The 24,398-nt window shown below is 62.5% G+C and carries 28 protein-coding genes; 10 read left to right on the top strand and 18 right to left on the bottom strand.

Annotation, left to right across the window (positions count from 1 at the left end; genetic code table 11):
- Nucleotides 1-87: 87 nt before the first annotated feature.
- On the top strand, nucleotides 88-552 hold the full coding sequence (locus CXQ94_RS01045; protein ID WP_181034020.1) for a GtrA family protein: 465 nt from the start codon (nucleotides 88-90) through the stop codon (nucleotides 550-552).
- On the opposite strand, the gene CXQ94_RS01040 is transcribed toward CXQ94_RS01045, so the two are convergent.
- On the bottom strand, nucleotides 549-1,271 hold the full coding sequence (locus tag CXQ94_RS01040) for a tyrosine-protein phosphatase (RefSeq protein ID WP_104086367.1): 723 nt from the start codon (nucleotides 1,269-1,271) through the stop codon (nucleotides 549-551). The two genes, CXQ94_RS01045 and CXQ94_RS01040, sit on opposite strands and share 4 nt — an antisense overlap.
- A 1-nt stretch (nucleotide 1,272) precedes the next feature.
- Nucleotides 1,273-1,881: a GNAT family N-acetyltransferase gene (locus tag CXQ94_RS01035; RefSeq protein WP_104086366.1), complete on the bottom strand. Its 609-nt coding sequence runs from the start codon at nucleotides 1,879-1,881 to the stop codon at nucleotides 1,273-1,275.
- Nucleotides 1,882-1,967: 86 nt separating this feature from the next.
- Here CXQ94_RS01035 and CXQ94_RS01030 point away from each other — a divergent pair, with 86 nt between their 5' ends.
- The gene (locus CXQ94_RS01030) at nucleotides 1,968-2,402 is read left to right on the top strand and encodes a VOC family protein (RefSeq protein WP_104086775.1); all 435 of its coding nucleotides are present in this window, start codon (nucleotides 1,968-1,970) and stop codon (nucleotides 2,400-2,402) included.
- Here the strand turns inward: CXQ94_RS01030 and CXQ94_RS01025 are convergent.
- The gene (locus tag CXQ94_RS01025) at nucleotides 2,399-3,808 is read right to left on the bottom strand and encodes a choice-of-anchor A family protein (protein WP_146070194.1); all 1,410 of its coding nucleotides are present in this window, start codon (nucleotides 3,806-3,808) and stop codon (nucleotides 2,399-2,401) included. The two genes, CXQ94_RS01030 and CXQ94_RS01025, sit on opposite strands and share 4 nt — an antisense overlap.
- 349 nt (nucleotides 3,809-4,157) lie before the next feature.
- Between CXQ94_RS01025 and CXQ94_RS01020 the strand changes: the two genes are divergently transcribed.
- The 3 genes from CXQ94_RS01020 to CXQ94_RS01010 all read left to right on the top strand — a co-directional run bounded on the left by CXQ94_RS01020 (nucleotide 4,158) and on the right by CXQ94_RS01010 (nucleotide 7,274).
- Nucleotides 4,158-5,114, top strand: a complete 957-nt coding sequence (locus tag CXQ94_RS01020) for a 1,4-dihydroxy-2-naphthoyl-CoA synthase (RefSeq protein ID WP_104086774.1) — start codon at nucleotides 4,158-4,160, stop codon at nucleotides 5,112-5,114.
- Between the two features lie 22 nt (nucleotides 5,115-5,136).
- Entirely contained in the window at nucleotides 5,137-6,303 is a 1,167-nt protein-coding gene (locus tag CXQ94_RS01015; RefSeq protein ID WP_104086364.1) for an AMP-binding protein, read from the top strand.
- Between the two features lie 92 nt (nucleotides 6,304-6,395).
- Complete coding sequence (locus CXQ94_RS01010) at nucleotides 6,396-7,274, top strand: 1,4-dihydroxy-2-naphthoate polyprenyltransferase (protein ID WP_104086363.1); 879 nt, start codon at nucleotides 6,396-6,398, stop codon at nucleotides 7,272-7,274.
- Here the strand turns inward: CXQ94_RS01010 and CXQ94_RS01005 are convergent.
- Together CXQ94_RS01005 and CXQ94_RS01000 are read right to left on the bottom strand one after the other, a co-directional pair.
- Nucleotides 7,271-7,912, bottom strand: coding sequence for a TIGR03085 family metal-binding protein (locus CXQ94_RS01005; RefSeq protein WP_104086362.1), 642 nt, complete (start codon nucleotides 7,910-7,912; stop codon nucleotides 7,271-7,273). The two genes, CXQ94_RS01010 and CXQ94_RS01005, sit on opposite strands and share 4 nt — an antisense overlap.
- A gap of 9 nt (nucleotides 7,913-7,921) precedes the next feature.
- On the bottom strand, nucleotides 7,922-8,242 hold the full coding sequence (locus tag CXQ94_RS01000) for a DUF4229 domain-containing protein (RefSeq protein ID WP_104086361.1): 321 nt from the start codon (nucleotides 8,240-8,242) through the stop codon (nucleotides 7,922-7,924).
- A gap of 72 nt (nucleotides 8,243-8,314) precedes the next feature.
- Here CXQ94_RS01000 and CXQ94_RS00995 point away from each other — a divergent pair, with 72 nt between their 5' ends.
- Nucleotides 8,315-8,758, top strand: a complete 444-nt coding sequence (locus tag CXQ94_RS00995) for a PLD nuclease N-terminal domain-containing protein (protein WP_104086360.1) — start codon at nucleotides 8,315-8,317, stop codon at nucleotides 8,756-8,758.
- Between the two features lie 109 nt (nucleotides 8,759-8,867).
- Here CXQ94_RS00995 and ccsB read toward each other — a convergent pair whose 3' ends face one another.
- The 5 genes from ccsB to CXQ94_RS00970 all read right to left on the bottom strand — a co-directional run bounded on the left by ccsB (nucleotide 8,868) and on the right by CXQ94_RS00970 (nucleotide 13,839).
- A complete protein-coding gene (ccsB, locus tag CXQ94_RS00990; RefSeq protein ID WP_104086359.1) occupies nucleotides 8,868-9,953 on the bottom strand; it encodes a c-type cytochrome biogenesis protein CcsB in 1,086 nt (361 codons plus the stop codon).
- Nucleotides 9,953-11,590: a cytochrome c biogenesis protein ResB gene (locus CXQ94_RS00985; protein ID WP_104086773.1), complete on the bottom strand. Its 1,638-nt coding sequence runs from the start codon at nucleotides 11,588-11,590 to the stop codon at nucleotides 9,953-9,955. The genes ccsB and CXQ94_RS00985 overlap by 1 nt, the downstream gene beginning before the upstream one ends.
- Before the next feature lie 89 nt (nucleotides 11,591-11,679).
- Nucleotides 11,680-12,435: a cytochrome c biogenesis CcdA family protein gene (locus tag CXQ94_RS00980; protein WP_104086358.1), complete on the bottom strand. Its 756-nt coding sequence runs from the start codon at nucleotides 12,433-12,435 to the stop codon at nucleotides 11,680-11,682.
- Between the two features lie 16 nt (nucleotides 12,436-12,451).
- The gene (locus tag CXQ94_RS00975; protein WP_104086357.1) at nucleotides 12,452-13,039 is read right to left on the bottom strand and encodes a TlpA disulfide reductase family protein; all 588 of its coding nucleotides are present in this window, start codon (nucleotides 13,037-13,039) and stop codon (nucleotides 12,452-12,454) included.
- 137 nt (nucleotides 13,040-13,176) lie between these two features.
- The gene (locus CXQ94_RS00970; protein WP_104086772.1) at nucleotides 13,177-13,839 is read right to left on the bottom strand and encodes a histidine phosphatase family protein; all 663 of its coding nucleotides are present in this window, start codon (nucleotides 13,837-13,839) and stop codon (nucleotides 13,177-13,179) included.
- Between the two features lie 187 nt (nucleotides 13,840-14,026).
- Here CXQ94_RS00970 and CXQ94_RS00965 point away from each other — a divergent pair, with 187 nt between their 5' ends.
- The 3 genes from CXQ94_RS00965 to CXQ94_RS00955 all read left to right on the top strand — a co-directional run bounded on the left by CXQ94_RS00965 (nucleotide 14,027) and on the right by CXQ94_RS00955 (nucleotide 16,264).
- A complete protein-coding gene (locus CXQ94_RS00965) occupies nucleotides 14,027-14,584 on the top strand; it encodes a YceI family protein (RefSeq protein WP_104086356.1) in 558 nt (185 codons plus the stop codon).
- A gap of 108 nt (nucleotides 14,585-14,692) precedes the next feature.
- The gene (locus CXQ94_RS22375) at nucleotides 14,693-15,457 is read left to right on the top strand and encodes a hypothetical protein (protein WP_181034019.1); all 765 of its coding nucleotides are present in this window, start codon (nucleotides 14,693-14,695) and stop codon (nucleotides 15,455-15,457) included.
- A gap of 105 nt (nucleotides 15,458-15,562) precedes the next feature.
- Entirely contained in the window at nucleotides 15,563-16,264 is a 702-nt protein-coding gene (locus tag CXQ94_RS00955; protein WP_104086355.1) for a hypothetical protein, read from the top strand.
- On the opposite strand, the gene CXQ94_RS00950 is transcribed toward CXQ94_RS00955, so the two are convergent.
- Both CXQ94_RS00950 and CXQ94_RS00945 read right to left on the bottom strand, forming a co-directional pair.
- Nucleotides 16,261-16,959 carry a redox-sensing transcriptional repressor Rex gene (locus tag CXQ94_RS00950; protein ID WP_104086354.1) on the bottom strand — a complete coding sequence of 233 codons (699 nt, stop codon included), beginning with the start codon at nucleotides 16,957-16,959 and terminating at the stop codon, nucleotides 16,261-16,263. The genes CXQ94_RS00955 and CXQ94_RS00950 overlap by 4 nt on opposite strands.
- A gap of 122 nt (nucleotides 16,960-17,081) precedes the next feature.
- Entirely contained in the window at nucleotides 17,082-17,366 is a 285-nt protein-coding gene (locus CXQ94_RS00945; protein ID WP_104086353.1) for a glutaredoxin family protein, read from the bottom strand.
- 152 nt (nucleotides 17,367-17,518) lie between these two features.
- On the opposite strand from CXQ94_RS00945, the gene CXQ94_RS00940 reads away from it, so the two are divergent.
- A complete protein-coding gene (locus CXQ94_RS00940; protein WP_104086352.1) occupies nucleotides 17,519-18,331 on the top strand; it encodes an HAD family phosphatase in 813 nt (270 codons plus the stop codon).
- 135 nt (nucleotides 18,332-18,466) lie between these two features.
- Here the strand turns inward: CXQ94_RS00940 and CXQ94_RS00935 are convergent, their stop codons facing one another.
- The 6 genes from CXQ94_RS00935 to CXQ94_RS00910 form a co-directional block, all read right to left on the bottom strand.
- Nucleotides 18,467-18,565 carry an AURKAIP1/COX24 domain-containing protein gene (locus tag CXQ94_RS00935; protein ID WP_074712200.1) on the bottom strand — a complete coding sequence of 33 codons (99 nt, stop codon included), beginning with the start codon at nucleotides 18,563-18,565 and terminating at the stop codon, nucleotides 18,467-18,469.
- 112 nt (nucleotides 18,566-18,677) lie between these two features.
- Nucleotides 18,678-18,914 (bottom strand): helix-turn-helix domain-containing protein, encoded by a 237-nt coding sequence (locus CXQ94_RS00930; RefSeq protein ID WP_104086351.1) that lies wholly within the window; start codon nucleotides 18,912-18,914, stop codon nucleotides 18,678-18,680.
- Nucleotides 18,915-19,034: 120 nt separating this feature from the next.
- Nucleotides 19,035-19,436: a phage holin family protein gene (locus tag CXQ94_RS00925; protein WP_104086350.1), complete on the bottom strand. Its 402-nt coding sequence runs from the start codon at nucleotides 19,434-19,436 to the stop codon at nucleotides 19,035-19,037.
- Between the two features lie 109 nt (nucleotides 19,437-19,545).
- Complete coding sequence (locus CXQ94_RS00920) at nucleotides 19,546-20,658, bottom strand: 3-deoxy-7-phosphoheptulonate synthase (protein WP_104086349.1); 1,113 nt, start codon at nucleotides 20,656-20,658, stop codon at nucleotides 19,546-19,548.
- Nucleotides 20,659-20,886: 228 nt separating this feature from the next.
- Nucleotides 20,887-22,350 carry a rhamnulokinase family protein gene (locus CXQ94_RS00915; protein WP_104086348.1) on the bottom strand — a complete coding sequence of 488 codons (1,464 nt, stop codon included), beginning with the start codon at nucleotides 22,348-22,350 and terminating at the stop codon, nucleotides 20,887-20,889.
- A complete protein-coding gene (locus CXQ94_RS00910) occupies nucleotides 22,347-24,386 on the bottom strand; it encodes a bifunctional aldolase/short-chain dehydrogenase (protein WP_258066604.1) in 2,040 nt (679 codons plus the stop codon). The genes CXQ94_RS00915 and CXQ94_RS00910 overlap by 4 nt, the downstream gene beginning before the upstream one ends.
- Between the last annotated feature and the right edge of the window lie 12 nt (nucleotides 24,387-24,398).

The raw sequence follows: 24,398 nt of genomic DNA, 5'->3' as shown, positions 1-24,398 counted from the left end.
GCTCCCAGCAAAACCGGTTAGCGTGATTGCGAGAGCAGGGTGCCCTCGCAGGAAGGGCAAACCAAAGTGTTCGGCAAGATGCAGGCCATGATTCTTCTCCTCTGGCGGGAAGTGCTGAAGTTTGGCCTGGTGGGCGGCACGGGCTGGTTGATCGACAATGGCCTCTATGCGTGGCTGTGGCACGGTCCAATGTCCGGGAGCACCATCAAAGCCCGAGTGGTCTCCACGGCAGTGGCAACCATTTTTGCCTGGTTCGCCAACCGCTACTGGACGTTCCGGCACCGCCGCTCCGACCATGTCTGGAAGGAATTCTCGCAGTTCCTTCTCATGAACGGTCTGGGCTTAGGCATTGTTGTTGCCTGCCAGTTTGTCTCCCGCTATGTCCTGGGATTCACCTCCTTCAGCGCCGACTTCATTGCTGGCGGCGTGGTGGGCCTAGTCCTTGCCACCATCTTCCGCTACCTGGCGTACAGATACTTTGTGTTCACCGTTGAACTGGCGGACATCGACACACCCGAACCCGTGGGACTGGCAGGCCCGGGCTCGGCTTAGCCGCGTTCCTGACGCGCCGGAACAGCCTCGCTTGCCGGACGGCACCTCTCCACGACGGCGTCAATCTCCGCAGCGTCCACCCCGTTGGCCAGCAGAAACGCCCGCACATCGAGCCCACCAACAAATTCGGCAACCGCCCTGCCCCGGTCCGACACCACGTCGGCCAGTTCCTCGTCGTCCAAGTACCGCTCATAGGGGTGCTTGACGGGCGCCACCAGATGCCAGCTATTGATCCCACGAGCCGCCAACTCATCCTCCCGTGCAACGCGTTCAGTCTGTCCCAGCAGAGCGAGCAGCAGTGAGGCGATCAGCCCGGTTCTGTCCCGCCCGGCCGAGCAGTGAATCACCACGGCCCCCTGCGCCGCCGCCAATTCCTTGAAAACGGCCGCCACCTGCGCCGGGAAAAGCCGCACAATGTCCGCATACAGGCGTGGATGATTCATGTACGGGTGGAAAAGTGCCTGGTATTCGGGACTTTCGGGGTCTTCGGTCGGTGAATGGACCACGGCGAACCTCGCCATTGCGCCCTCACCCACCACCGGGTCCGTTGGCCTGCGCTTGCGTTCCCCCGGGTTCCGGAGGTCGATGACTGTCCGCACGCCGTCGTGGTAGAGCTGATCCCAGCCACGTTCGGTCAGCCACTCGCTACGGCCCATCCGGTAGATGTCCCCCGCCAGACGGCGGGCATTGACCGCGCCGTCCCATTCGGGCGCACTCATATCAACGCTTTTTGGCGAGCCGGAAGTCCAGCCCGCTGCGGACCTGGGGCCACTCGGAGGCAATGATCGAGAAGACCACGGTGTCGCGAAGCGAGCCGTCCGGCATGCGGCGGTGCGCACGCAGCACGCCGTCCTGCTTGGCGCCCAGGCGGGCGATCGCCTCGCGTGACTGAGAGTTCATCCAGTGCGTGTGGAAGTCCACGGCCTCGCAGCCAAGCGTCTCGAAGGCATGTGAAAGCAGCAGCCTTTTGCTGTCCGGGTTTGTCCCCGAACCTTGTGAACTGGCAGCGTTCCACGTTGCTCCAATGGCGAGCCGCGGCACAGAAAGGTCAATGGCGTAGTAGCTGGTCAGGCCAATGATTTGGCCAGGCTCCCCGGTCTCAGGGTCGTTCTTTCGTGTGGTGAAGGACAGCTCAGTCCCTGCGTCCTGCGCGGCAAGGCGGCGTTCGATCTCGGCGCGCATACCCTCTGGTCTGGGCACGGCCGTGTACCAAAGGTTCCACAGCTCGCCGTCGGAGGCTGCCGCCACCAGTCCGTCGTGGTGGTCCATACTCAAGGGCTCGAGGGTGACGTATTTTCCGCGCAGAGTTACGGGTGCAATGGCTGTCATAGACAAAACCATAGTTGATGGTGGCTTTCATTATGCGCACAATGAAAGTACTGGACGGCCAGCGACAGCCACGGCAGACTTTCTCCATGGCGTATTCACTGCAAATTGTTCTCGACTGCCTCCACCCTCATGACCAGGCCGACTGGTGGGCGCAGACCATGGGCTGGCAGGTGGAAGCTACGGACGCGGACTTCATCTTGTCAATGGTGAAGAAGGGCCTCGCCACAGAAGATCAAACCACCTTGCACAAGGGCTCGTTGGTCTGGAAAATTGGCGCAGCCATCACGGCTGGCGACGGGGCGGGAGCCGGCCAGCCCAGAATTCTGTTCCAGCTGGCCGACACCGCCAAAGCAGGCAAAAACCGTGTTCACTGGGATGTTCGGCTGCGCGGCGAGAACAAATCCGAGGTCCGGGAGAAGCTGATTGCCCGTGGGGCCACGTTCCTGTGGGAAGCCAGCCAAGGACCATTTTCCTGGCTGACCATGGCGGACCCCGAAGGCAACGAGTTCTGTATCAACTAGTGCCGGCGGCGCAGCGAAGACACCGAAAAGACGCCCAAGCCCAGCAGCACCAACGCTGAACCACCCAACAGCATGACGCTGCTGGCGCTCGCGCCAGTGACCGCCAAGCCGGTGCCGGTATCGCCCGCTGCAGCGGAGCCGGTAGAACTTTTCGCCGACGGCGCCGGTGTGATGACAAGGACGGGCTCTTCGGTCGTTTCCGGCTTGATCTCAGGCTTCGTGTCCGGCTTGATCTCAGGCTTCGTGTCCGGCTTGATCTCAGGCTTAATCTCTGGCTTGGTGACTTCTTCTGTCGGCAAGCCGGGCACCTTGCACCCGAACAGCTCATGCCCGATCAACGGGTAGGCGTGCATTTCACTGCCACTGCCGTTGCCCACGTGGGTAAGGTCCCCTGCAACCAAGATTCGCCCATTGGTCCCAGGCGCGGATATTTCGGTGACGCCACCGGCGGTCGGGACCAAAATGGAGCCCGGAACCTGTGCCAGGCCGCCAATCGTCACATTGCTGGCTGTTTCAAAATTCCACACCAGATTGGCAGCGATGGCGCCAAAGGCAGACTCGGCAGGAGCCGTGGCACCGGTGTCCATGGGTGTGCCGACGCCATCAAGCAAAGAGTTAAAGAACAGGCCGGCCGTCGGGCCACCAGTCACGTTGACCACCACGCGGGCACCAGAGGGAACCCCCTTCAGCTGCAAGGAAACGCTGGTCGCAGAGGTGCCCAGCGTGCTGCCGTCAACTGTGAAAACCTGTGTTGAGGACACACCGTCACCGTGCAACACCACAGACCATTTGTCCAGAACAACTGCGCCAGTGTCCGTCAATGTGGAGAACTGCGCAGAGCTTCCAATCAATGCCGTGGCCACCCCCGAGTGCTCGGATACTGCTGCGGCGTCAGGAACAGTCAGGGCGCCACCGTTGGTGACCAGTTTTCCCGTGGGGACATTGTTGGCGCCCTTGATACGTACGGCACCACCTTGGGCCGTGCGGAATCCGACGTCGATGGTTGTGCCATTGCTGCTCACATTGCCGCCCACCAGAAGCATTTCAGACCCGGGTGTGGGAACCATCCAGGACCCAACCCCCACTTCGCCAACGTTGTAGTGGCTCTGCTCCGTCTTGCTGAAATCGGCGTTGCCCATAACAACAATGCGGCCTTCGGCCTCGGCTGCAGTTCCCTTCACGGCGAAGTTGCCGCCCACAAAGATATTTGTATTGTTATCAAAGCCGGCAACGGTGCTGTTTCCCAGCCCCGGCATCAATTCGGCGCAGGAAAAGCTTCCCTCGGCATTAGCTGCTGGAACCATGGACAGAAAGCCGGCCAGGGTCAGCGCCCCGGCAAGGGTCGACGCCGTGAGGACGCCTACCCGTCGGGAGGAACTGCGTGCTGCTCGTGTACTACTTTTCAAAGAAAACTACCTAACCCTAGTGCCTTGACAATTTCGCCACCCCCAATAGACGTTGGGCAACAGCCCTCACGCTATAAGGGGGACAACCTGGCACATACTCCAAAGAATTCACGCAAGACCTGCGCTGAAATTTAGCCAAATGGACAGGACCTAGTCCGAACGGTGCATGATTGATCTTGATTTTTTCGCGCACAATGTCACGAACAACCATCAGGTACGGGTTACTTCGTTGACTAGCGATCCCGGCGATCATGAAAATGAAAATGAAAATCGCTCACGTCATTTTTCGTAACAATTGCCCTAGTTGGCGAGCAGGGCAACGCACCACCCGCCAGCTATTATCGTGAGGGTGACTAGCGAACAAAATCTCCCCGATCAGGTATCCGACATCTTCGACCCCACCAGGTGGCGCGTGGTGGAGGGTTTCAACTTCGCCGACATGACCTACCACCGCCAGGTTGAACGGGATGCCGACGGCGCCGTCACAAGGGACCTGCCCACGGTGCGCATCGCATTCAACCGTCCGGAGGTGCGCAACGCGTTCCGCCCCGGCACCGTCGATGAGCTGTACCGGGCCATGGACCACGCCCGCATGACCCCGGATGTTGCCACCGTCCTGCTGACCGGCAACGGCCCCTCCCCCAAGGACGGCGGCCACTCCTTCTGCTCGGGTGGTGACCAGCGGATCCGCGGCCGCGACGGCTACAAGTACGCAGAGGGTGAAACCACCGAAACCATCGACCCCGCCAGAGCCGGCCGCCTGCACATTTTGGAAGTCCAGCGGCTCATGCGCAGCATGCCCAAGGTGGTCATCGCCGTCGTGAATGGCTGGGCGGCAGGTGGCGGGCACTCCCTTCACGTGGTTGCAGACCTCACCATCGCCTCCCGCCAGCACGGCAAATTCAAACAAACCGACGCCACGGTGGGATCCTTCGACGCCGGTTACGGCTCGGCACTGCTGGCCCGCCAGATCGGCCAGAAAAATGCCCGCGCAATCTTCTTCCTGGCACGCGAATACTCCGCCGAGGATATGGTTCAGCTTGGTGCCGTCAACGAGGCCGTGGACCACGCAGAACTGGAAAACGTGGCCCTGGAATACGCGGCGGACATCGCCCGCCAGTCTCCACAGGCCATCCGCATGCTCAAGTTTGCCTTCAACATGGCCGACGACGGCCTGGCCGGCCAGCAGGTCTTCGCCGGGGAAGCCACCCGCCTGGCCTACATGACCGATGAGGCAGTGGAGGGCAAGGAAGCGTTCTTGCAAAAGCGCGACCCCGACTGGTCTTCCTTCCCGTACTACTTCTAATCCCCATTCTTAGGTAACCCCAGTGAACATTGAACCCCTGCTCAAAGCACTTTCCGAGGCACTCTCCGGCGAGGGCCCTGCCGTCCAAATCCAGGCACCCGCCGTTCCGGGCGGCGATCCCACTTTTACCCTGGTTTCCCGCACCGAGCTGGGACTGTCGGAGGACAGCGAGACCGAGATTGCCGCCGTCGTACTCACCTCCGGCAGCACCGGCACGCCTAAACGAACCATGCTGAGTGTTGACGCCCTGGCTTCCTCCTCCGTCAGCACGGCCATGGCCCTGCGCGGCGAGGGGCAATGGCTACTGGCCCTGCCCGCACACTATGTGGCCGGGCTCCAGGTGCTGGTGCGCTCCCTTTTCGCCGGCACCCGGCCGTGGGTCATGGACTCCAGCGACGGATTCACCGCGGAGGCTTTCACCGCCGCCGCGGAGGAACTGACCGACAACATGCGCTTCACCTCCCTGGTTCCCACCCAGCTCACCCGCCTGCTGACGAACCCGAGCGCCGAGACATTGACGGTGTTGCGCCGCTTCAACGCGATCCTGCTGGGCGGCGCCCCGGCTAGCCCGGTGCTGCTTGAGGCCGCGCGCGGTGCCGGCATCAACGTGATCACCACCTATGGCATGAGCGAGACGTGCGGCGGTGCCGTGTACGACGGCGTCCCCTTGGACGGCGTGCAGGTGGATATCCGCGAGGGCCGCATCTGGCTGGGCGGGCCCGTGGTGGCCGACGGCTACGTTGGTGGCGGACCGGCAAACCCGTTCAGCGTCGAGGAGTCCGACGGCGAGAGTGTGCGTTGGTATGAAACCGGCGACCTGGGCGAATTCGACGCCGAGGGACGCCTGCGCGTGCTGGGCCGTGCAGACGACGTGATCATTTCCGGCGGGCTGAAGATTTCCGCGGCCGCCGTGGTCGCCGGGCTGCACCAGGTTCAGGGGGTTCGGGAGGTTTACGTGGGAGCGGTTGACTCCCACGAATGGGGCCAGCAGGTGGCCGCCGTGGTGGTGGGTTCGGGCACGCCCGAGTCCTTGCGCGCTGCGGCGGCGAGTTTCCTGGAGCCGCACATGCTGCCAAAGACTGTGGTGTTCGTCTCCGCCCTGCCGCAACTGTCGACCGGAAAACCTGATAGGAAAGCCATTTTGACGTTGCTGGCTGACGCTGCAGTTGCTGGGACACCAGCAAACTAGTCACAAACGGGCACAATAGAAACAGGCGCGCCTTCCCCAGCAATGAGCTGGGGAGCGCCAAGCCTGTTCACCCCCAGATGAGGAGTAGTGCTGTGGCCACTGTAGGTCAATGGATTGAAGGTGCCCGCCTGCGGACACTTCCGATGGCTGTCGCCCCCGTGATCATTGGTACCGCTGCGGCCTACGACCTCGGCGCCATTCACTGGGGCCGTGCCGTCCTGGCCGCCCTGGTGGCCCTGTTGCTACAGATCGGCGTGAACTACGCCAACGACTACTCCGACGGCATCCGCGGCACCGACGAGGTCCGGGTTGGCCCCTTGCGACTGGTGGGTTCCGGCGTAGCGAAGCCTTCCCACGTAAAAATGGCGGCCTTCACGGCGTTTGGATTGGCCATGCTGGCGGGCCTTGCCCTGGTGCTGCTCTCCCAAGCCTGGTGGCTGCTGCTAGTTGGCGCCGGTGCAGTGCTAGCCGCCTGGGGGTACACGGGCGGCAAAAACCCGTACGGGTACATGGGGCTCGGAGACGTATTTGTGTTCTTCTTCTTTGGCCCTGTGGCAACCCTGGGCACCACGTACACCCAAGCCGGTCAGGTGAGCCCGGCGGCAGTTCTGGGCTCCATTGCCACCGGGCTGATCGCCGTCGCACTTCTGATGGCAAACAATGTCAGGGACATCCCCACCGACAGCGAAGTTGGCAAGCGGACGCTCGCAGTGCGGCTCGGTGACCGCAATGCCAGACTCAGCTACGTCCTGATGCTTGTACTTTCTCTGGCGATCATGATGCCTCTGGTGACCACCAAACCGTGGATCCTGCTGGTGCTGTTGCTGATTCCGTTCATGCTCATGCCCAGCTGGATCATGCTCAAGGGAGAGCAGCGCAAAAGCTTGATTCCGGTGTTGAAGCAGACGGGCTTGATCAACTTGGGCTTTAGCATCCTGTTCGCCGCCGCCATGGTGCTGACAGCGCTCTAACCGTTGCGGCCGACCCACGCCGTGAACGCCGACACTGACTCATCCGTGCCGGTGATGTGGACGTCGGCCGCGGCACGGCGGCCGCTGAGATAAAGTGCCAGCTCCACCGGCTCAGCTGTGATCACGACGGCGTTCTCACCCTTGCGGACCACCACACCTTCGCTGTCAGGGCGGGCAACGCTTACGCCCACGGGGCTGGCACGGTAGCTCAACTTAGCCATCAACGGCAGGTGCTTGAAGAGTGCTGTCAGCTCGGCCTCCGGTAACACACGGGGTTCCACGGGGCCGGCTCCCCTGCGGGCGTCCTCGTGATGAACAACGTATTCCAGCAGCTGCCCGGCATCACCCAGCCAGGTCATGGGGTTCAAGGCGCCTGTTCCAGCAGCAAATTTAGCCAGCAGGGCCTGATAGCCTTCAGTGGTTTGTGCCGTTGCCACCAGGGCGCTGAGCTGTTTCTCGTGGCCCGGCTCGGCCTTGCCCGCCACGTCCATGAGCCGGCGCCAAGGCATATGTTCGCGTTGCACCAGATGGGCCAGCAGCCTGCGCACGTTCCAGCCCTCACACAGGGTGGGCGCCTCGGGATCTGCCATGCGGAAAGTATCCACAAGGGCCGTCCGCTCCGTTTCCATCCAGCGCATGAGTGGTCCTTAGTCGGCGGTGCGGGTTTTTGGCATCTGGTCGGCGTCCACCTGGATGTCGGGGTTGGAATCGATGAGCGAATCCTCGGCCTGCGCGTCCGCAAGGGCACCGGTGGACTGGGTGGTGGTGGCGTCGGGGGCCAGGCGCTCGGCAATGACGGCGGTTGCGCCGTCGCGCTGCTTGCGTAGGAAGATGAAGCTGACCAGGAAGGCGCACAAGGCCGCGATCAACGCCGATGTCAGCGGGCTGAATTGCAGCGCAAGATTGGCGATCAAAAAGAACGCCAGAAAGAGGACACCGCGGATCAGGGAGTATTTAAAAAAAGCCACGACTCCAGCTTAGTCGGTGAAGCTGAACGTCTCCCGCGAACGGGGATTAGGCCGTCGGCGGTAGAATAAGGCATGCGTTATATCCCAGTGATCTTCGGTGTTGTTCTCATTATCTATGGGCTCATCGACTGCCTTCGCAGCGAGCCGTCTGAGGTCCGCAGCATCCCCAAACCTGTCTGGGTCCTGGTGATAGTGCTCCTCCCGCTCATCGGGGTCATCCTCTGGTTCTTCTTCGGACGGCCCCACTACGCGCCCGCAGCGTCCGCCCGGTCCGGCTCCGTTGGCCGCCCCGGACCGCACCGCGCACCCGCCCCCGTGGCCCCGGACGACGATCCAGAATTCCTGCGCAACCTCGGGGTGTCGAGGGAACAGAAACTTGAGGCCGAGCGGCTGCGCAAGCTACAGGCTGGCATCGAAGCCCGCGAGGCCAAACTCCGCGAGCAGGAACTTCACGAGAAGAAGCAGCACGACGACAAGCTCCACGAGGATCACCCCAACGACGAGCCCAAGCACTAGCACTAGCACTAGCACTAGCACTAGCACTAGCGGTGAGTGTACAGATATGGCGACTTCCCGGCCGGGAAGTCGCCATATCTGTACACTCACCGCAGCTCAAACCGCGGTGTTAGCTTCCCACACCTGCGTAGGAGTGAAGGCCGGAGAAGTACACGTTCACAATAGTGAAGTTGAAGACGATGCATAGGTAGCCCACGATCGACAGCCAGGCTGCACGTGTGCCGGTCCAGCCGCGGGTGGCGCGGGCGTGCAGGTACCCGGCGTAGACAACCCAGATCACGAACGACCAAACTTCCTTGGTGTCCCAACCCCAAAACCGGCCCCAGGCCTTTTCGGCCCAAATGGAACCGAACATGACCGTCACAGTCCAGCCCACAAAGGCGATTCCGTTGATGCGGTAGGACATGTTTTCCAGGCTCAAGGCGTTGGGCACCAGGCGCATTACCGGCGCCTTGTCCGGCTTTCCGGCGGCGATGGCGGACTCGCGGCGGGCCTGGAACAGTTGCAAGACCGACATGGCGAAGGTCAGTGTGAACAATGCCGAGGACATGACGGCGATGGAGACGTGGATGACCAGCCAGTAGCTCTGCAGGGCCGGTACCAGGTGTCCCACGGGTGTCCAGAAGGAAACGGACGCGGCCGTGATCATCACCAGCACCAGGCCAATGACGAAGGTGCCCAGGAAACGCAGGTCCCGGCGTGTCAGTACCAGCAGGAAGATCACGACAACGGCAAAGCTGCCGGTGGTGCAGAACTCGTACATATTGCCCCACGGCACTCGCCCTGCCGCCACACCGCGGAACACCACTGCCAGGCCCTGGACAATCACAGCAACAATGGTGATCGCCACAGCTATCCTTGCAACCACCCGCTTTTCCTTGCCGTAGCGCATGGAATCGCCGGCTGTGATGCCGTCAGAACCTTCATGGGTCTTGCTGCTGGGGCGGACACCCCGGTCAAGCGGGCCCGCGCCCAGATCCTGCCCAACAGTTTTGGACGTTGACGCTGCGGCGGAAACGAGTTGCCTTGAGTCGGCCGTAGAAGCGGAGGTTTCCGCCGTCAAACCGGCCTTGGCCGCCTTGCTGAAGGTAAAGAGGTCCCAGGCGAAGGCACCAAAGGCAATCAGGTAGGCCAAACCGGCCATCAGCATGAATTGCTCGCTGAGCAGGCCAAGGGCCTCGTTGATCTGTGGCATTACTGATCCTTACTTGCCGCGGCGGCGCCGGATTCGGCGTCGGAATTATCTAGTTCATCTTTATTGGAGGATTGTTCCCGGACACCATCATCCGCTTCGGAGTCCACCGACACCAGCCATTTGGCGTGCAAAGCCTTATTGATGGCCGCAGATTCCGCCGCGAGACGGTGGTCCTCTCCACGGGCCAACAGGCCAAACTCGACCATGGTGCGGCCATCCGGGTGGTTGCCGGTGCGGATCCAGACGCGTCGTCGGTTCAGGAACAGGGACGCCATCAGGCCCAGCACGGCCAGCACGGCAAACACCAGAACGTAACTCTGACCCGGGTCGTGACGAATGTCCAGGGCGGCGAATCGCTTGATGCCGTCGAAGCTGATGCTGCCGTTACCGCCCGGCAGCGTGTAGCTCTGGTTCGGCACCAGCACGATGCCGCCCGCGGCCAGTTCACGGCCATTGATCTGGGCCAGCTTGGAGGTGTCTAGTGTGTAGACGTTGCGCGGTACACCGTTATCCAGCCCCAAATCACCGGTGTAGGCGTTCAGGCTCAGCTGCGGGTTGAAGGGGTCGGGGTCAGAACCGTAGGAGACACCCTTGTCGTCAACGAGTGCTGTTGGCAAGAAGAAACCAACAAATCCAAGTTGGTTAGGCCTGGCATCGGGGACCTTGATGACCACCAGGGAGGTGTAGGCGCCGTCGGTGGGGATGGTGACCACGGGGCCTTGGAAGGCGATGTTGCCCTTTCCGTCCTTGACCGTGACAACCGGGGCGTAGCCGTTGCCCACCAGGTATACGTTGGTGCCGCCGATGGCAACGGGGTCATTGACCTTCAGTGTTTGCTGCTTGGCTTCGGCGCCGGTCTTGTCCTTGGTGGTCAACGTGGCGGTGAAGTCGATCGGCTGGCCGTAGTGGGCCTCGGTTTCCCTGTCGTACTTGACCACCAGCTTGTCCAGCTGAAGCGAGTAGGGGCTTAGGCGGTCGTCACTGAAGTTCGCACCGGGTGTGAAGGTGTCGTAGCCGACCGGATTATTGACGAACGTTTCACCCTCAACCAGCACGCGCTGGCCGCTGTAGCCGAAAAGGCCGCTGACTCCGACGGCGGCGAGCACACCGAGGACGGAGATGTGGAAGACCAGGTTTCCGACCTCTTTCAGGAAGCCGATCTCGGCCCCCACCGAGGGTCGTTCCGTGTCTAGGTCGCGCACGTCCACGCGGTAGCGGCGGGACTTCAGGACGGCAGCGGCGTCCTTGACGGCTTGTGTGGCGTCAATACCGCTGCCGGCGGGGATTTCCACCGTGCCATATTCGGCCAACCGGGAAAGTCGTTTCGGCGTGCGCGGCGGGGCCGACCGCATGGCCTTCCAGTGGATCTTGGCCCGCGGCAGCACACAGCCCACCAATGAGGTGAACAGCAGCAGGTAGATGGCGGCAAACCACGGAGAGGAGTACACGTCAAAGAGCCTGAACCAGTCCATGATGGGGCCCGAAACAGGATTATCTTTGAGGTAGGCCGTCACGTTGGAAGCGTTGGAAGATCGCTGTGGGAACAAGGATCCCGGCACGGCGGCGACAGCCAGCAAAAGCAGAAGCAACAAGGCGGTGCGCATGCTTGTCAGCTGGCGCCAGGCCCACCTGAGCATGCCGACAAATCCCAGCTGGGGCAGCACCACATCATCGCCGGCAGGCTTCTTCTTGGCGGCCCGAGGCTCTTTCAAGGAGTTCTCTTTCATTAGATTGGCAATCTCACTTCATTGGCAAACCAAAACTGCAATTCATTGATCCAGGTGCCCCACAGCCCTGTGACCATCAACAAGCCCAAAACAATCAACATGCCCCCGCCAAACCATTGCAGGCCGCGGCGGTGTTTGCGGAAAAAGGCCAGGGCGCCCAGGCCCCGACGCACGCCCAGGGCAATGAGCAGGAACGGCAGTCCCAAACCCAAACAATAAACAAAGGTCAGCAAGGCGCCCTTGGCCGCACTTGAACCGTCGGAAAATGCCAGTGCCTGTACGGCGCCCAGTGTTGGTCCGGTGCAGGGCGCCCAGCCCAGTCCAAAGGTTACGCCCAGAACCGGGGCACCCCACAGCCCCGCCGGGGGTTTCGCATGGATCTTGGCCTCTTGCTGGAACCAGTTCATTCCACCCAGGAAGACCACACCCAAAATGATGACAACAACCCCGAGGATCTGCGTCACCCAGGCCGCATCCGGGCCTTTCAACCATGCGCCCAGCTGCCCAAATACGGCGCCGATCAGCATGAAGACAACAGAGAAGCCAAGAACAAACAGCCCAATACCGGCAAACATCCGCCCGCGCCGCTGGTTTTCAAGATCGGCTCCAGTCAACCCGCTCACGTAGCCCAAATAGCCGGGCACCAGCGGCAGGACGCAGGGCGAAAGGAAGGAAACCAACCCGGCCAGCAAGGCAACGGGCATGGCCAGCAGCATGGAGCCACTGAGCACTGTCTCTGCGAACGGATTATTCACGCCTGCCTTGCAGCCCTTACTGCTCTGCCAGGGCTGAGGCGATCAAGGCCTTCAAGGTGCCCTTCTCGGCGGTGCCAAGAATACGGGCCGATACGCGGCCCTTTTTGTCCAGTACCAAGGTGGTGGGGACTGCCTGGGGCGGCACAACCTTCGACAGGGCCAGCAGCACGCCGCCGTCCTTGTCGATGATGCTGGGATAGGTTAGCTCAAACGTGCGTTCAAACGCCTCGGCAGTTGCCTTTTCATCACGCACATTAACGCCGTAAAGCTTCACACCTTGGGGGGCGAATTCGGTGTAGAGGGCTTGCAGGTCCGGGGCTTCAAGACGGCAGGGGGCACAGGCCGCATACCAAAAGTTCAAAATTGTCACGTTGCCCGGGAAGTCCGCTGAATTCACGGTGGTCCCGTCAAAGAGCTTTCCGGTGAACTCCACCGGTGCCGAACGCTCTGCTGCGGCGTACTCGGTCACGGAACCGTCACCGGCAATATAGTTTTTGTTGTCCCCCGCATTGGCCTGCTGGGACAGCGGGTCCTTGGAGGTGCATGCAGCAAGTGCCAGGGTCAGTGCTGCGCCACTTGCGGCCAGCAATGACCTGCGGCTCATGGAGGAAGTCACTCTAGTTGTCTTTCATCGTGCATGAATCCAGCGCTGTGGCACTGTTGTTTTGTTTCAGTTTGAATTTCTACATTACGTCGAAAACATGTCCGGGGGCTACCCCAGGGGCGATTCCCAGGCCTTTCTCAGGCTCCGGGGGTGGTCGCTGCCCCTGGCAGCAGGACGGCGGCAGGCTCGCTGTAGCTAACGTCGACCACGTCATCGCCGTCGAACGTCAGGCTGGTCAGGGAGGCTAACGTGCATTCGCGGTTGCGGGGATCGTGCCACAGGCGCTTGCCTTCGGCGCTGCGCCGGGTGGCCCAGATAGGGAGCTGGTGGCTGACCATGATGGCGGCCGCACCGTCTCCACCAATTTCGAAAGCACGACGCCGGGCATCCCGTGCCGCTTCCATCATGCGCTCTGCTTGGGCTGCGTAGGGCTCACCCCATGACGGGCGCAACGGGTTCGTGAAGTAGCGCCAATGCTTGGGCTTGAGCAGTTCGCCCTTGCTGACCTGCATGCCCTCGAAGTGGTTCTCGGCCTCAATGATCCGCGGGTCAGTGACAATCTCCAGCCCCAGGGCCGCTGCAGTGGGCGCCGCCGTTTCCTGTGCCCGCGTCAGGGGTGAGGCCACAAGATAGACCGGAGCGCCGCCGTCGGACGCCTGGGCCTTGAAGTGCTCGGCCACCATGTCCGCCATGGCCCGGCCACGGTCGGAGAGATGAAATTCCGGAAGCCGGCCGTACAGGACACCTTGGGGGTTAAATACCTCACCATGGCGCAGAAGATGAACAGTGACTCGGGGCATGTGACCAAGTTTCTCAAAATTACGCATCAAGACGTTAATCAGGGAACTCACAGACTTGCCGAGCACAGTTGAAAAAAGTTTCACAAAGAATTTCTGCAGCCGGGAATAATAGATGCAAACGCATGCTTATACCCCGTGAAGGATTCCCGACAAGGGCGATCCACCGCATTCCCACTAGGAGCAAACCATGAGCGCAACCACCATTGAATCAACCGGACTTGCCGCTGGCATCTGGAACGTCGACGCATCCCACTCCGAGGTTGGCTTCACCGTCCGCCACGCAGGCATCTCCAAGGTCCGCGGCAAGTTCACGGAACTGGACGCCACACTGACTCTCGGTGAGACACTGGCCGAATCATCCGTCTCGGCAACCATTCAGGCTGCGAGCTTCAGCTCCGGCGACGCCAACCGCGACGGCCACGTCCGCGGCGCCGACTTCTTCGACGTCGAGACCTTCCCGACGCTGAGCTTTGTTTCCTCCGCCGTCTCCGGCGATGCCGAGGAGTTCGAGCTCACGGGCGAACTGACCATCCGCGACATCACCAAGACTGTCACCTTCACGGGCGAATTCAACGGTGTTGCTGTTGACCCGTTTGGCGCCACACGCGCCGGCTTTGAGGCCACCACCGTCATCAGCCGCAAGGAATTCGGACTGACGTGGAACGCAGCCATGGCCGCCGGCGGCGTACTGGTCTCGGACAAGGTCACCATCACCTTGGACGTAGCCTTCGTCAAGGCCGACTAGGACCATTTTCCTTTAGGCAAAGTGCCGGTTCACCCATCACGGTGAACCGGCACTTTTTTGCGTTCGGATCCCTATGCAGCCGCGAATTGGCGGACTAGTGTGATCGCTATGAGCACCCCTAATGAGTACCCAGATCCCGAGCAACCCGGCTCGCAACCGCCCCCTGACGGTTATGGTTCGCAGCCGGCACCCAACGCTCCCCAGAACCCAAACCCCGGATATCAGGCACCCCCGCCCGGCTATCAACAGCAGCCACCTCCCGGCTACCAGCAGCAACCGCCACCCGGGTACCAACAGCAGCCACCTCCGGGCTACCAACAGCAACCGCCACCCGGGTACCAGCAGCAACCGCCGCCCGCGGGTCATGCCTCGTTTGAAATGCCCAACGACTGGCCCAAGGACATGCACTCGGTCATGCCAGCGAGCGGATTCTCCGGGTTGTTCAAGGTGGCCGGCCTGCCGCAGCTATTGAAGATCTCCTACATCATCTGGCTCGTGACGGCCGGCGTCTGGCTGCTGTTTACTCTGTTCTTGTTCATCGGTTCGCTGTTCGCCCTAGGCGCCAGCGACGATTCCTTCCTTGGAATCACAATTGCCGGAAGCGGTGCACGCATGCGCGCCGACGGTGTCAGAGGGATCATTGCCGCCATTATTTCCGTGGTTCTGATCGCCGTACTGCTGCTGTGCCTGCTCAAACTCAAGGAAGGCATGCAGTGGGCGCGGATGGTGCTGTCGGCCATCGCGGTGCTGAGCATCGTCATGGTGTTCTTCGGCGCCAGTGGCGGACTCCTTGGAATTGTGGCAACAATCCTGATGTGGCTGCCCGAGTCCTCGGCCTGGCTCACGGCCCGTTCCAAAGGCGTCACCAGCTAGTTCCGTTCAGGGAGGTCGCGTAGGGTTTAGTACAAGCCCTACGCGGCCTCTTTGCCGTGCCCGCGCCGGAGTTGCCACTTGCACCGCTAACGAAAGGCCCCTGCCATGACCACACCTGACGAGCAACCTCAAGAGCGGCCCGCCAACGGTCACCAGCCGGGCAGTTATGGTGAGATCGCTCCGGGCGTTCCCCGGTACGGCCAGTACGCGCCGGAGGGTTGGGTCCCGCCGTCGGCCGCGCCCAGCGGATCCAACGACGCCGGCGCATCCCACGGCGCATACCCGAACCCGGTGTATCCCGGATTCCAGGGCGGTCCAGGGCCGATCGCAACCCAAACGCACTATGCCGCACCGAAACAGGTGGTGGTCGCGTGCAGGCTCATCACCATAGCGGGGGCATTTCAGGCCGTGTCGGGGCTGTTGTTGCTCCTGGTGTTAATGCTGCCGTCGGTGCGTGCCAGCATGATCGACACCTTGAAAGCGGCCCTGCCCAACGATCCGGCGTACGCCTCAATGCTGGCCGATGACTCCATGATCTCCTCGCTTCTGGTGTCCGCCGCCGTGATCAGTTTGGTGGCTGCCGCCATCTACTTCTGGCTGGCCGCCAAGATTCGCAGGGGCGCAAATTGGGCACGAACCACGGCCTTGGTGCTGGCTTGCATCTCACTGCTGGCCTTGGTGCAACCCAATATCTTCACCATCATCCAGATTGGCCTCGGTGCCGGTGCCATGATCGTGCTGTACCGCTCCCCTGCCAAGGAGTACTTTGCCCAGCGCAACCCGGGCGGCGGTCCGCGCGGATACTAGGCGCCGGGGCGCTCCTCTTCCAGGCCCGGCGCCTGGAGGCGTTGGGCGTGGTAGGCCAGTATTTGCAGTTCGGTGGCCATGTCTACTTTGCGTAAGTTGACGTAGTCCGGCACGCTCAAGGCAACGGGGGCGAAGCTGAGAATGCTGTGCACGCCAGCGTCCACCACCCGGTCGCACACCGATTGCGCCACCACTGCCGGCAGGGCGAGCACCACCATGTTGGCACGTGTTTTTGCCAAGACCTCTTCAAGATCGGCTGCGTCGCTGACCCGCAGCCAGCCAATCTCGGTTCCCACCAGCATCTGATCGGCGTCAAGCAACGCCACCACGTCAAAGCCGCGAGATTCAAAGCCGGCGTACCTAGCCAGGGCTCGGCCCAGGTTGCCGGCGCCAACAATGGCGACCCGCCATTCGTGGGTCAGGCCCAGCGCCTGTGCTATCTTGCGGCTCAGGTGCGCCACCTCGTACCCAACACCGCGAGTGCCGTAGGAGCCCAGGTAAGAAAGGTCTTTGCGGACGTTGGCCGAACCCACGCCCGCTGACTCGGCAAGTGATTCCGAAGATACCCGTTCGACGCCGTCGGCCAACAGTGCGTTGAGCATGCGCAAATACAGCGTCAGGCGCGATACCGTGGCAGGCGGCAGCTGCCGAGCGGCTTCGGTCGCCGGTTCTTCCGGGTTCTGCGCTGAGGTCAAAGTGCTACTCCAAGTTCTCCTGCAAGGCCGTACGAAGGCGAGGCAATAAGTGTCGCAACCCGCCGCCGTCGGCCATTATCCACTGTATGACCTGGCCGTGGCATAGCCAAAGCCAACGCCATTTATGGCGTCCTGGGGCAGGGCCCGGCCATGGCGTTACTTAAGACGGTGTGCAGCCGGACCGGGTCGATGTGCCAAAAGTCTCGCTGCACCCCGTCAACGAGTACTACCGGGATCTCCTCGCCGTAGCGCTGTGTGAGATCCGGGTTGCCATCAATGCCAACTTCAGTCCAGGGCAGGCCCAGCTCCTGCGCAACCCTGGCAACCACGTCGCGGGCGTCCTCGCACAGGTGGCAACCGGATTTGGTGATCAATTCCAGGCGGGGCACGTTGAGTTCGGGATTCATGCCTCTAACCGTACTCAAAGGCACGCAGCCGCGCACTCGGACCCGGGCGGCAGCCGCCCCAAAGGGAACAGGGCGGAAAAGTTTCACAGCTGTTAACGGCGCCACAGGCGGCGCAGCAGGCGCTCCCGCTAAGGATTGACTAGAATCAATTCATGCCCGACGTGACTACCAACAGTGCCGAGGCCGCCTCGACCGCTGCGCAGCATCAGGGCGAGGCCGCTTTCTTTGACGTGGACAACACCCTCATGAAGGGCGCCAGCTTGTTCCATGTGGCCCGAAAAATGTACCAAAAGAAGGCTTTCACTCTCCGTGACGTCGCCGGCTTCGCGTGGAAGCAGGCGAAATTCATCCTGCGCGGGGAAAACATGAACGACGTCCACTCCGTTCAGGATTCGGCGCAAAAAATTGCCGCCGGTATCAGCGCCGACTTCATCCGCCAGCTGGGTGAGGAAGTCTACGACGAGATGATCGTGTCCAAGATCTGGCCCGGCACCCGTGCCCTGACGCAGGAGCACCTCAAATCGGGCCGGCAGGTGTGGCTTGTCACCGCCACCCCGGTGGAAGTGGCCGGCGTCATCGCCGAACGCCTGCACCTGACCGGGGCCCTGGGCACCGTGGCCGAGATCGAGGACGGCATCTACACCGGCAAGCTGGTGGGAGAGATCCTGCACGGGCCCGCCAAGGGCCGCGCAGTGCGTGAGCTGGCGGAGACACAGAACCTGGATCTGAGCCGCTGCTGGGCCTACAGTGACTCCTACAATGACATCCCGCTACTGACGGCCGTGGGGAATCCTGTGGCCGTCAACCCGGACACTAAATTGCGCCGCCATGCCCGTGAACACAACTGGCCCATCTACGACTACCGCTCCGGACGCCGCGCCGCCACTCTTGGCTTGCAGGCGGCCACCGGCGTGGGCGTGGTCTACGGCCTCTGGAAGGGTATTGCGTCCATGCGGCGCAAATAGCCAACCCCGCCCAAAACCTGTGGCGCAGTGCTAGCCAAGTGCCCGCCGTCGTACTCCACACCAGCGTGGATTGGCACCTTAAAACAAAGCACCCGCACACCAAAATGGTGAACGGGCGATTGCATGAAAGAAGATTTACTTCTTATTGCGACGCTGGTGACGCGTCTTGCGAAGCTGCTTACGGTGCTTCTTCTTGGACATCCGCTTGCGGCGCTTCTTGACTACTGAACCCATGAAAGTTCCTCACAAACTGCATAGAAGGCCTCAAGTGAGGCCCAAACGATTAGGTCGACCGATCGCAGGAATCGGTCAAAGCCGAAAATGGATCTTTCCTAGACTACCGTGCCTACCCGGTCTGCGCCGAACCGGGGGCCATATGGGACCCAGTACCGTCCACGACGGCTGACTTAAGGAAGCTCTCGACGGCGTTTGCCGGGACACGGTAGGACCTGCCAAAGCGAACCGCAGGGAGTTCGCCGGCGTGCACCATACGGTAAACGGTCATCTTGGAAACGCGCATGAGCTCGGCGACTTCTTGAACAGTCAAGAAGTTCACATTGGAGAAGTTTTGCTCCTGCGACATTTTCCTTGGGTATCCGTTTCCGCTATTGGTGGGGTGCTGGAGCCTTAATTTTGGCCCTGCGCCTTATCAGGCTAACTCTAGAGCCTGCTGGGGCCAATGTGAACGACTTTGTGTCGCGGTTCAGGCCAGCTTGGCGCGGGCCTGGCGCTTTGTCCACCAACGGTCGATGATGAAGATCCCCAGAATCCAGCCGCCCAGCGCAGTCACTATCCAGACCAGCAGGGGCGCCACAACCCACGCGACCACACCGTCGATCCGCAAGCCCCCGGGAAAGAGGCTCGCAATCCAGAGTGCGAGCAGGGTCGAGACGATTCCAATACCGCCTAGAACGGCAGTGGCATATTGCCGGGCCATGTTGAAGACAAACGGGGCCAAAATGGCCTGGGCAACGGTAAATACGGCGACGGCCGTGATCAGTCCGCTGGCGCTGAGGTGGACCCCGTCGATGAGCCAGGCCGCCAGAAGCAGGGCAATCAGCGCATCCACCAGATTGATCGCCGTACGCAATAGAAAACGAATCATCGAAAAATCCATTCTGTCCGGCCGCAGCCCGATCTGGCAGGGAGCCCCGGGTCCCCATCCGTTTCGCGCAGGAAGCGCAACGCCAGCCTAGCAAACCCTCAGGTCTGCGCTAGAGGGACTGCGCGCGACGGTTGCGGGAGCTGCGGGCCAGGTTGGCGAGCACCTCGGCCGTGACGGACCAATCCATGCAGGCATCTGTAACGCTCTGACCGTACGTGAGCTGCGCGGTTCCTGCCGCAACCTCCTCGACGTCAAGCTTTTGCGCACCGCCCACCAGGAAGCTTTCCAGCATGATCCCGGCAATGGCATGGGCGGAGGCGTCGCCGGCCTCAAGCTGCGCACCAATTTCCAGGGCGACCTCCGCCTGCCGGTGGTGGCTCTTGCCGGAGTTGGCGTGGCTGGCGTCCACGATCAGGCGCGGGTTAATGCCGGCCTTTGCGGCCTGCGCTGCTGCGTCCTGGACGTCGGCTGCGCCGTAGTTCGGGCCCTTGCGTCCGCCACGCAGAATCATGTGCGTGTCCTGGTTGCCGGCGGTGCTGACGAGGGAGGCGCGTCCCTCGCCGTCGATGCCAAGGAAGGACTGCGGCGCGCCGGCTGCCTGGCAGGCGTCCAGGGCCACCTGCAGGTCCCCGTCGGTGCCGTTCTTGAAGCCAATGGGCATGGACAGCCCGGAGCTGAGCTGGCGGTGGATCTGGCTTTCGGTGGTGCGGGCCCCGATGGCGCCCCAGGAGATTAGGTCAGCGGTGTACTGGGGGCTGATCGGTTCAAGGAATTCGGTTCCGGTGGGCAGTCCCAGCCGGGCCACCTCAAGGAGGAAGTCGCGAGCCATCTGAAGGCCCTGGGCCACGTCGTGGCTGCCGTCGAGGAGCGGATCGTTGATCAGACCCTTCCAACCCACTGTGGTGCGCGGCTTCTCGAAGTAGGCGCGCATGACGATCAGCAGGTCTTCCTCGTGCTCGGCGGCTGTGGCGGCCAGGCGGCGGGCGTAGTCCAGTCCGGCCTTCGGATCGTGGATGGAGCACGGGCCCACCACCACCAGCAGGCGGTCATCGACGCCGTCCATGATGGCCCGGACCTGGTCACGGCCACGTTCGACGACGTTGCTGGCGTGGGCGTCAAGGGGCAGTTCGGCGGCAAGTTCGGCCGGGGACGGCAGCGCCGTGAACTGGCTGACGCGCAAATTTGAGGTGCTGGATGAGGTGGTGGCTGTGGTGGCGCTCATATGCGGGATTCCTTATTTGGGCTGGAAGCGAGCCCCTTTTCAGAAACCCGCCGGAAATGGCGAAGGACAGAGAAAGATTCTCTGTCCTGTTGGCTCTGAAGGTAATTGGATGCGTGTCAGTTAGACGCGGGCCCCTCCAGAGCCAACGAAAAATACGCATACCAACGGTTTGTCATGCTCACACCATAAGCCGGTTCCTGCCGTGACGCCAAATCGGGCTTCTTCGCATCACACCGTTGCGGGGCGGTAGTGGACGCCCGGATGGCTGACGGCCACCATGTGCCGCAACCCTGCCAACGATTCCGGCGCCGCACCGGCAGCCCGCGCCTGGATCAGCACATTGCCCAGCGCCGTTGCCTCCACCGGCCCGGCAATGACGGCCAGCCCGGTGGAGTCGGCCGTGAGCTGACACAGGAGCTTGTTTTGCGAGCCGCCGCCCACAATATGGATGACTTCCACAGGCTGTCCCGATATCCCTGCCGCGTCCCGCACGGTGCGGGCGTAGGCGGCCGCCAGGCTGTCCAGGATGCAGCGGACCACCGCGGCGGGCCTGGTTTCCAGTTCCTCTCCCGATGCATGCACCGCCGCCCTAATACGTTCTGGCATGTTTCCCGGGGCGATGAATTCCACGGAATCGATGTCTATCAGCGGCCCGCCGCCGGGTTCCGCAGCGGCCTGCTCTAACAGCGTGTCCAGCTGGCAGATCTGGGCCAAGGATCCGGCACTGGACGCTTCACCCGCCCAGCTGCGCAGGGATTCGCTGAGCAGCCATAGCCCGCCAACGTTACGCAGGTAGCGGATAGTCCCGTCCACGCCTCGTTCATTGGTGAAGTTCGCCAGCCTGCTCGACTCCGAAAGGACGGGCCCCTGAAGTTCCACACCGACCAGCGACCAGGTGCCCGAGGAAATGTAGGCGAAGCCCTGGGTGACCGCTGGTACGGCGACGACGGCGGAGGCTGTGTCGTGCGAGCCGACGGCCACCACCGTGGTTGCCTCCCCCAACCCGGTCCGCGCCGCGATGGCTGGCAGCAGCGTCCCGAGGGTTTCCCCAGGCTGGATGAGGGGCGGAAACAGCACCGCGGACAGATCCAAGGCCGAGAGGAATTCTGTGGCCCACTCCCCCGCCACCGCGTCAAACAGCCCGGTGGTGGAGGCGTTGGTGGCCTCGGTACGGCGCACCCCCGTGAGTTTGAAGGCCAGGAGATCGGGGATCAAAAGCGCTTGCTTTCCGGCCAGATCCGTCTCGGTGGCCAATTGATAGACGGTGTTGAACGGCAAGTGCTGCAGACCGGTGGTGGCGTAGAGCAGTTCCGGGCTGATGCGTTCGTGGACGTGGGCGACTGCCCGGGAGCCACGGCGGTCCCGGTAGCTGAACGGCGGGCCGGCAAGGGTGCCGTGGGCATCAACTAGGCCGTAATCCACCGCCCAGGTGTCGATGCCAACACTGGCGATGCGGTTTCCGGATGCGGCTGCAAACTCCGCGGCACGGCGCAGCCCCACCAGAACCTCTGCAAACAGCCCATCGAAGTCCCAGCGCAGGCCCCCACCCGCTTCGATAACGCCGTTGGGGAAGCGGTGCACGACCTCCAGCGACACCTCACCACCACCGGTGCTGCCCACGATGATGCGCCCCGAGGACGCACCGATGTCGATCGCCACGAACAGCGGGGTTCCACTTCCCGGGCCCGTCATCGCATGAACGCTGCGGCCACGCCAGCGTCGACGGGGATGTGGAGTCCGGTGGTGTGGGAGAGTTCGGCGCTGGTGAGTACGGCGGCGGCGTTGGCCACGTTTTCCGGCAACACCTCGCGCTTGAGCAGGGTTCGCTGGGCGTAGTACTCCCCCAGCTTCTCCTCATCCACCCCGTACACGGCGGCTCGCTTGGCACCCCAACCCCCGGCAAAAATTCCGGAGCCGCGGACCACGCCGTCGGGGTTGATGCCGTTGACGCGGATCCCGTACTCGCCCAGTTCGGCCGCAAGCAGGCGCACCTGGTGAGCTTGGTCGGCCTTGGTGGCCGAGTAGGCAATGTTATTCGGCCCGGCAAACACCGAGTTTTTCGAGGAAATGTAGATGATGTCCCCACCCATATCCTGCTCGATGAGCACCTTCGCGGCGGCCTTGGAGACCAGAAACGAGCCCTTCGCCATGACATTGTGCTGCAGATCCCAGTCCTTCTCGGACGTTTCCAACAGCGGCTTGGAGATGGACAGGCCGGCATTGTTCACCACCAAGTCCAACCCGCCGAAGGCCAGCACGGCCGCATCCACCGCGGCCTGAACGGCCGCCTCATCGGTCACATCGGCCCGGATGCCGATCGCCACATCTTCTCCACCCAGCTCGGCGGCAACGGCCTGGGCCGCCTCAAGGTTCAGATCGGCGATGATAACACAGGCACCCTCCGCCGCCAGGCGGGTCGCGATGGCCTTGCCAATGCCCGACGCCGATCCCGTCACCAGGGCGATGCGTGTGGCGTGCGATTTGGGCTTGGGGAGGCGGGCCAACTTGGCCTCCTCCAGCGACCAATATTCGATCCGGAACTTCTCGGCCTCGTCGATCGGCGCGTAGCGCGAGAGCGCTTCCGCACCGCGCATGACGTTGATGGCGTTGAGGTAAAACTCCCCCGCAACCCGTGCAGTCTGTTTGTTGGCCCCGTAGGAGAACAAGCCCACGCCCGGCACCAGCACGATGGCCGGGTCCGCGCCCCGCATTGCAGGGGAATCGGCCACTGCGTTGCGCTCGTAGTAGGCAGCGTAATCCACCCGGTAGTCGGCGTGGAGTTCCTTCAGGCGCGCAATTGATTCCTTGACGGACGCACCGGCGGGCAGATCGAGGATGAGCGGATTGACCTTGGTGCGCAGGAAGTGGTCAGGGCAGCTGGTGCCCAGGGCTCCCAGACGCGGATGCTCGGCCGAAGCCAGGAACTCCAGCACGGCGGCGTCGTCACTGAAGTGGCCCACGGCGGCGTTGTCGGTGGAGGCGAGCCCCCGGATGGTCGGTGCCAGTGCAGCAGCCTTCGCATGACGCTCATCCTCGGGCAGTGCCCCGTAGCCGGGCAGTTCCGGGCCGAACGGGTCCAGGCGTCCGTTGGCGTCGATGTACGCCTGTGCGGTTTCAATGATCCACAGCGAATTGGCTTCGGCCTCCTCGCTGGTGGCTCCCCAGGCGGTGATCCCGTGACCGCCCAGGATGGTGCCGACGGCGTCGGGTTTGTTTTCCTTGATCGCGGCAATGTCCAGACCTAACTGGAAGCCGGGGCGGCGCCACGGCACCCACGCCACCTTGTTGCCGAAAATCTTCGCGGTCAGCTCCTCGCCGTCCGCCGCCGTGGCAATCGCAATACCGGCGTCCGGGTGCAGGTGATCCACATGGGCCGCGTCGACCAACCCGTGCATGGCCGTGTCGATCGACGGCGCGGCACCGCCCTTCCCGTGCAGGCAGTAGTCGAACGCGGCCACCATCTCGTCTTCCCGCTCTACCCCCGGGTAGCTGTTGACCAGGGCGCGCAGACGGTCCAGGCGCAGCACGGCCAGCCCCGGCTCCGTCAAAGTACCCAGGTCGCCGCCGGAGCCCTTGACCCACAGCAATTCCACCGGCTCACCTGTGACGGGGTCTTTTGCGGTGCCCTTAGCGGAGGTGTTGCCACCGGCGTAGTTCGTAGTGCGTTTGTCCGCACCCAAACGATTCGACCGGCCGATCAGCTCGGCCACCGTGGCGGCCCCCGTCAGCGCACTGGCGGG

The sequence above is a fragment of the Arthrobacter sp. GMC3 genome (genome assembly GCF_002929305.1).
GTDB lineage: Bacteria > Actinomycetota > Actinomycetes > Actinomycetales > Micrococcaceae > Specibacter.
This window is presented reverse-complemented; position numbering and strand designations above follow the sequence as displayed.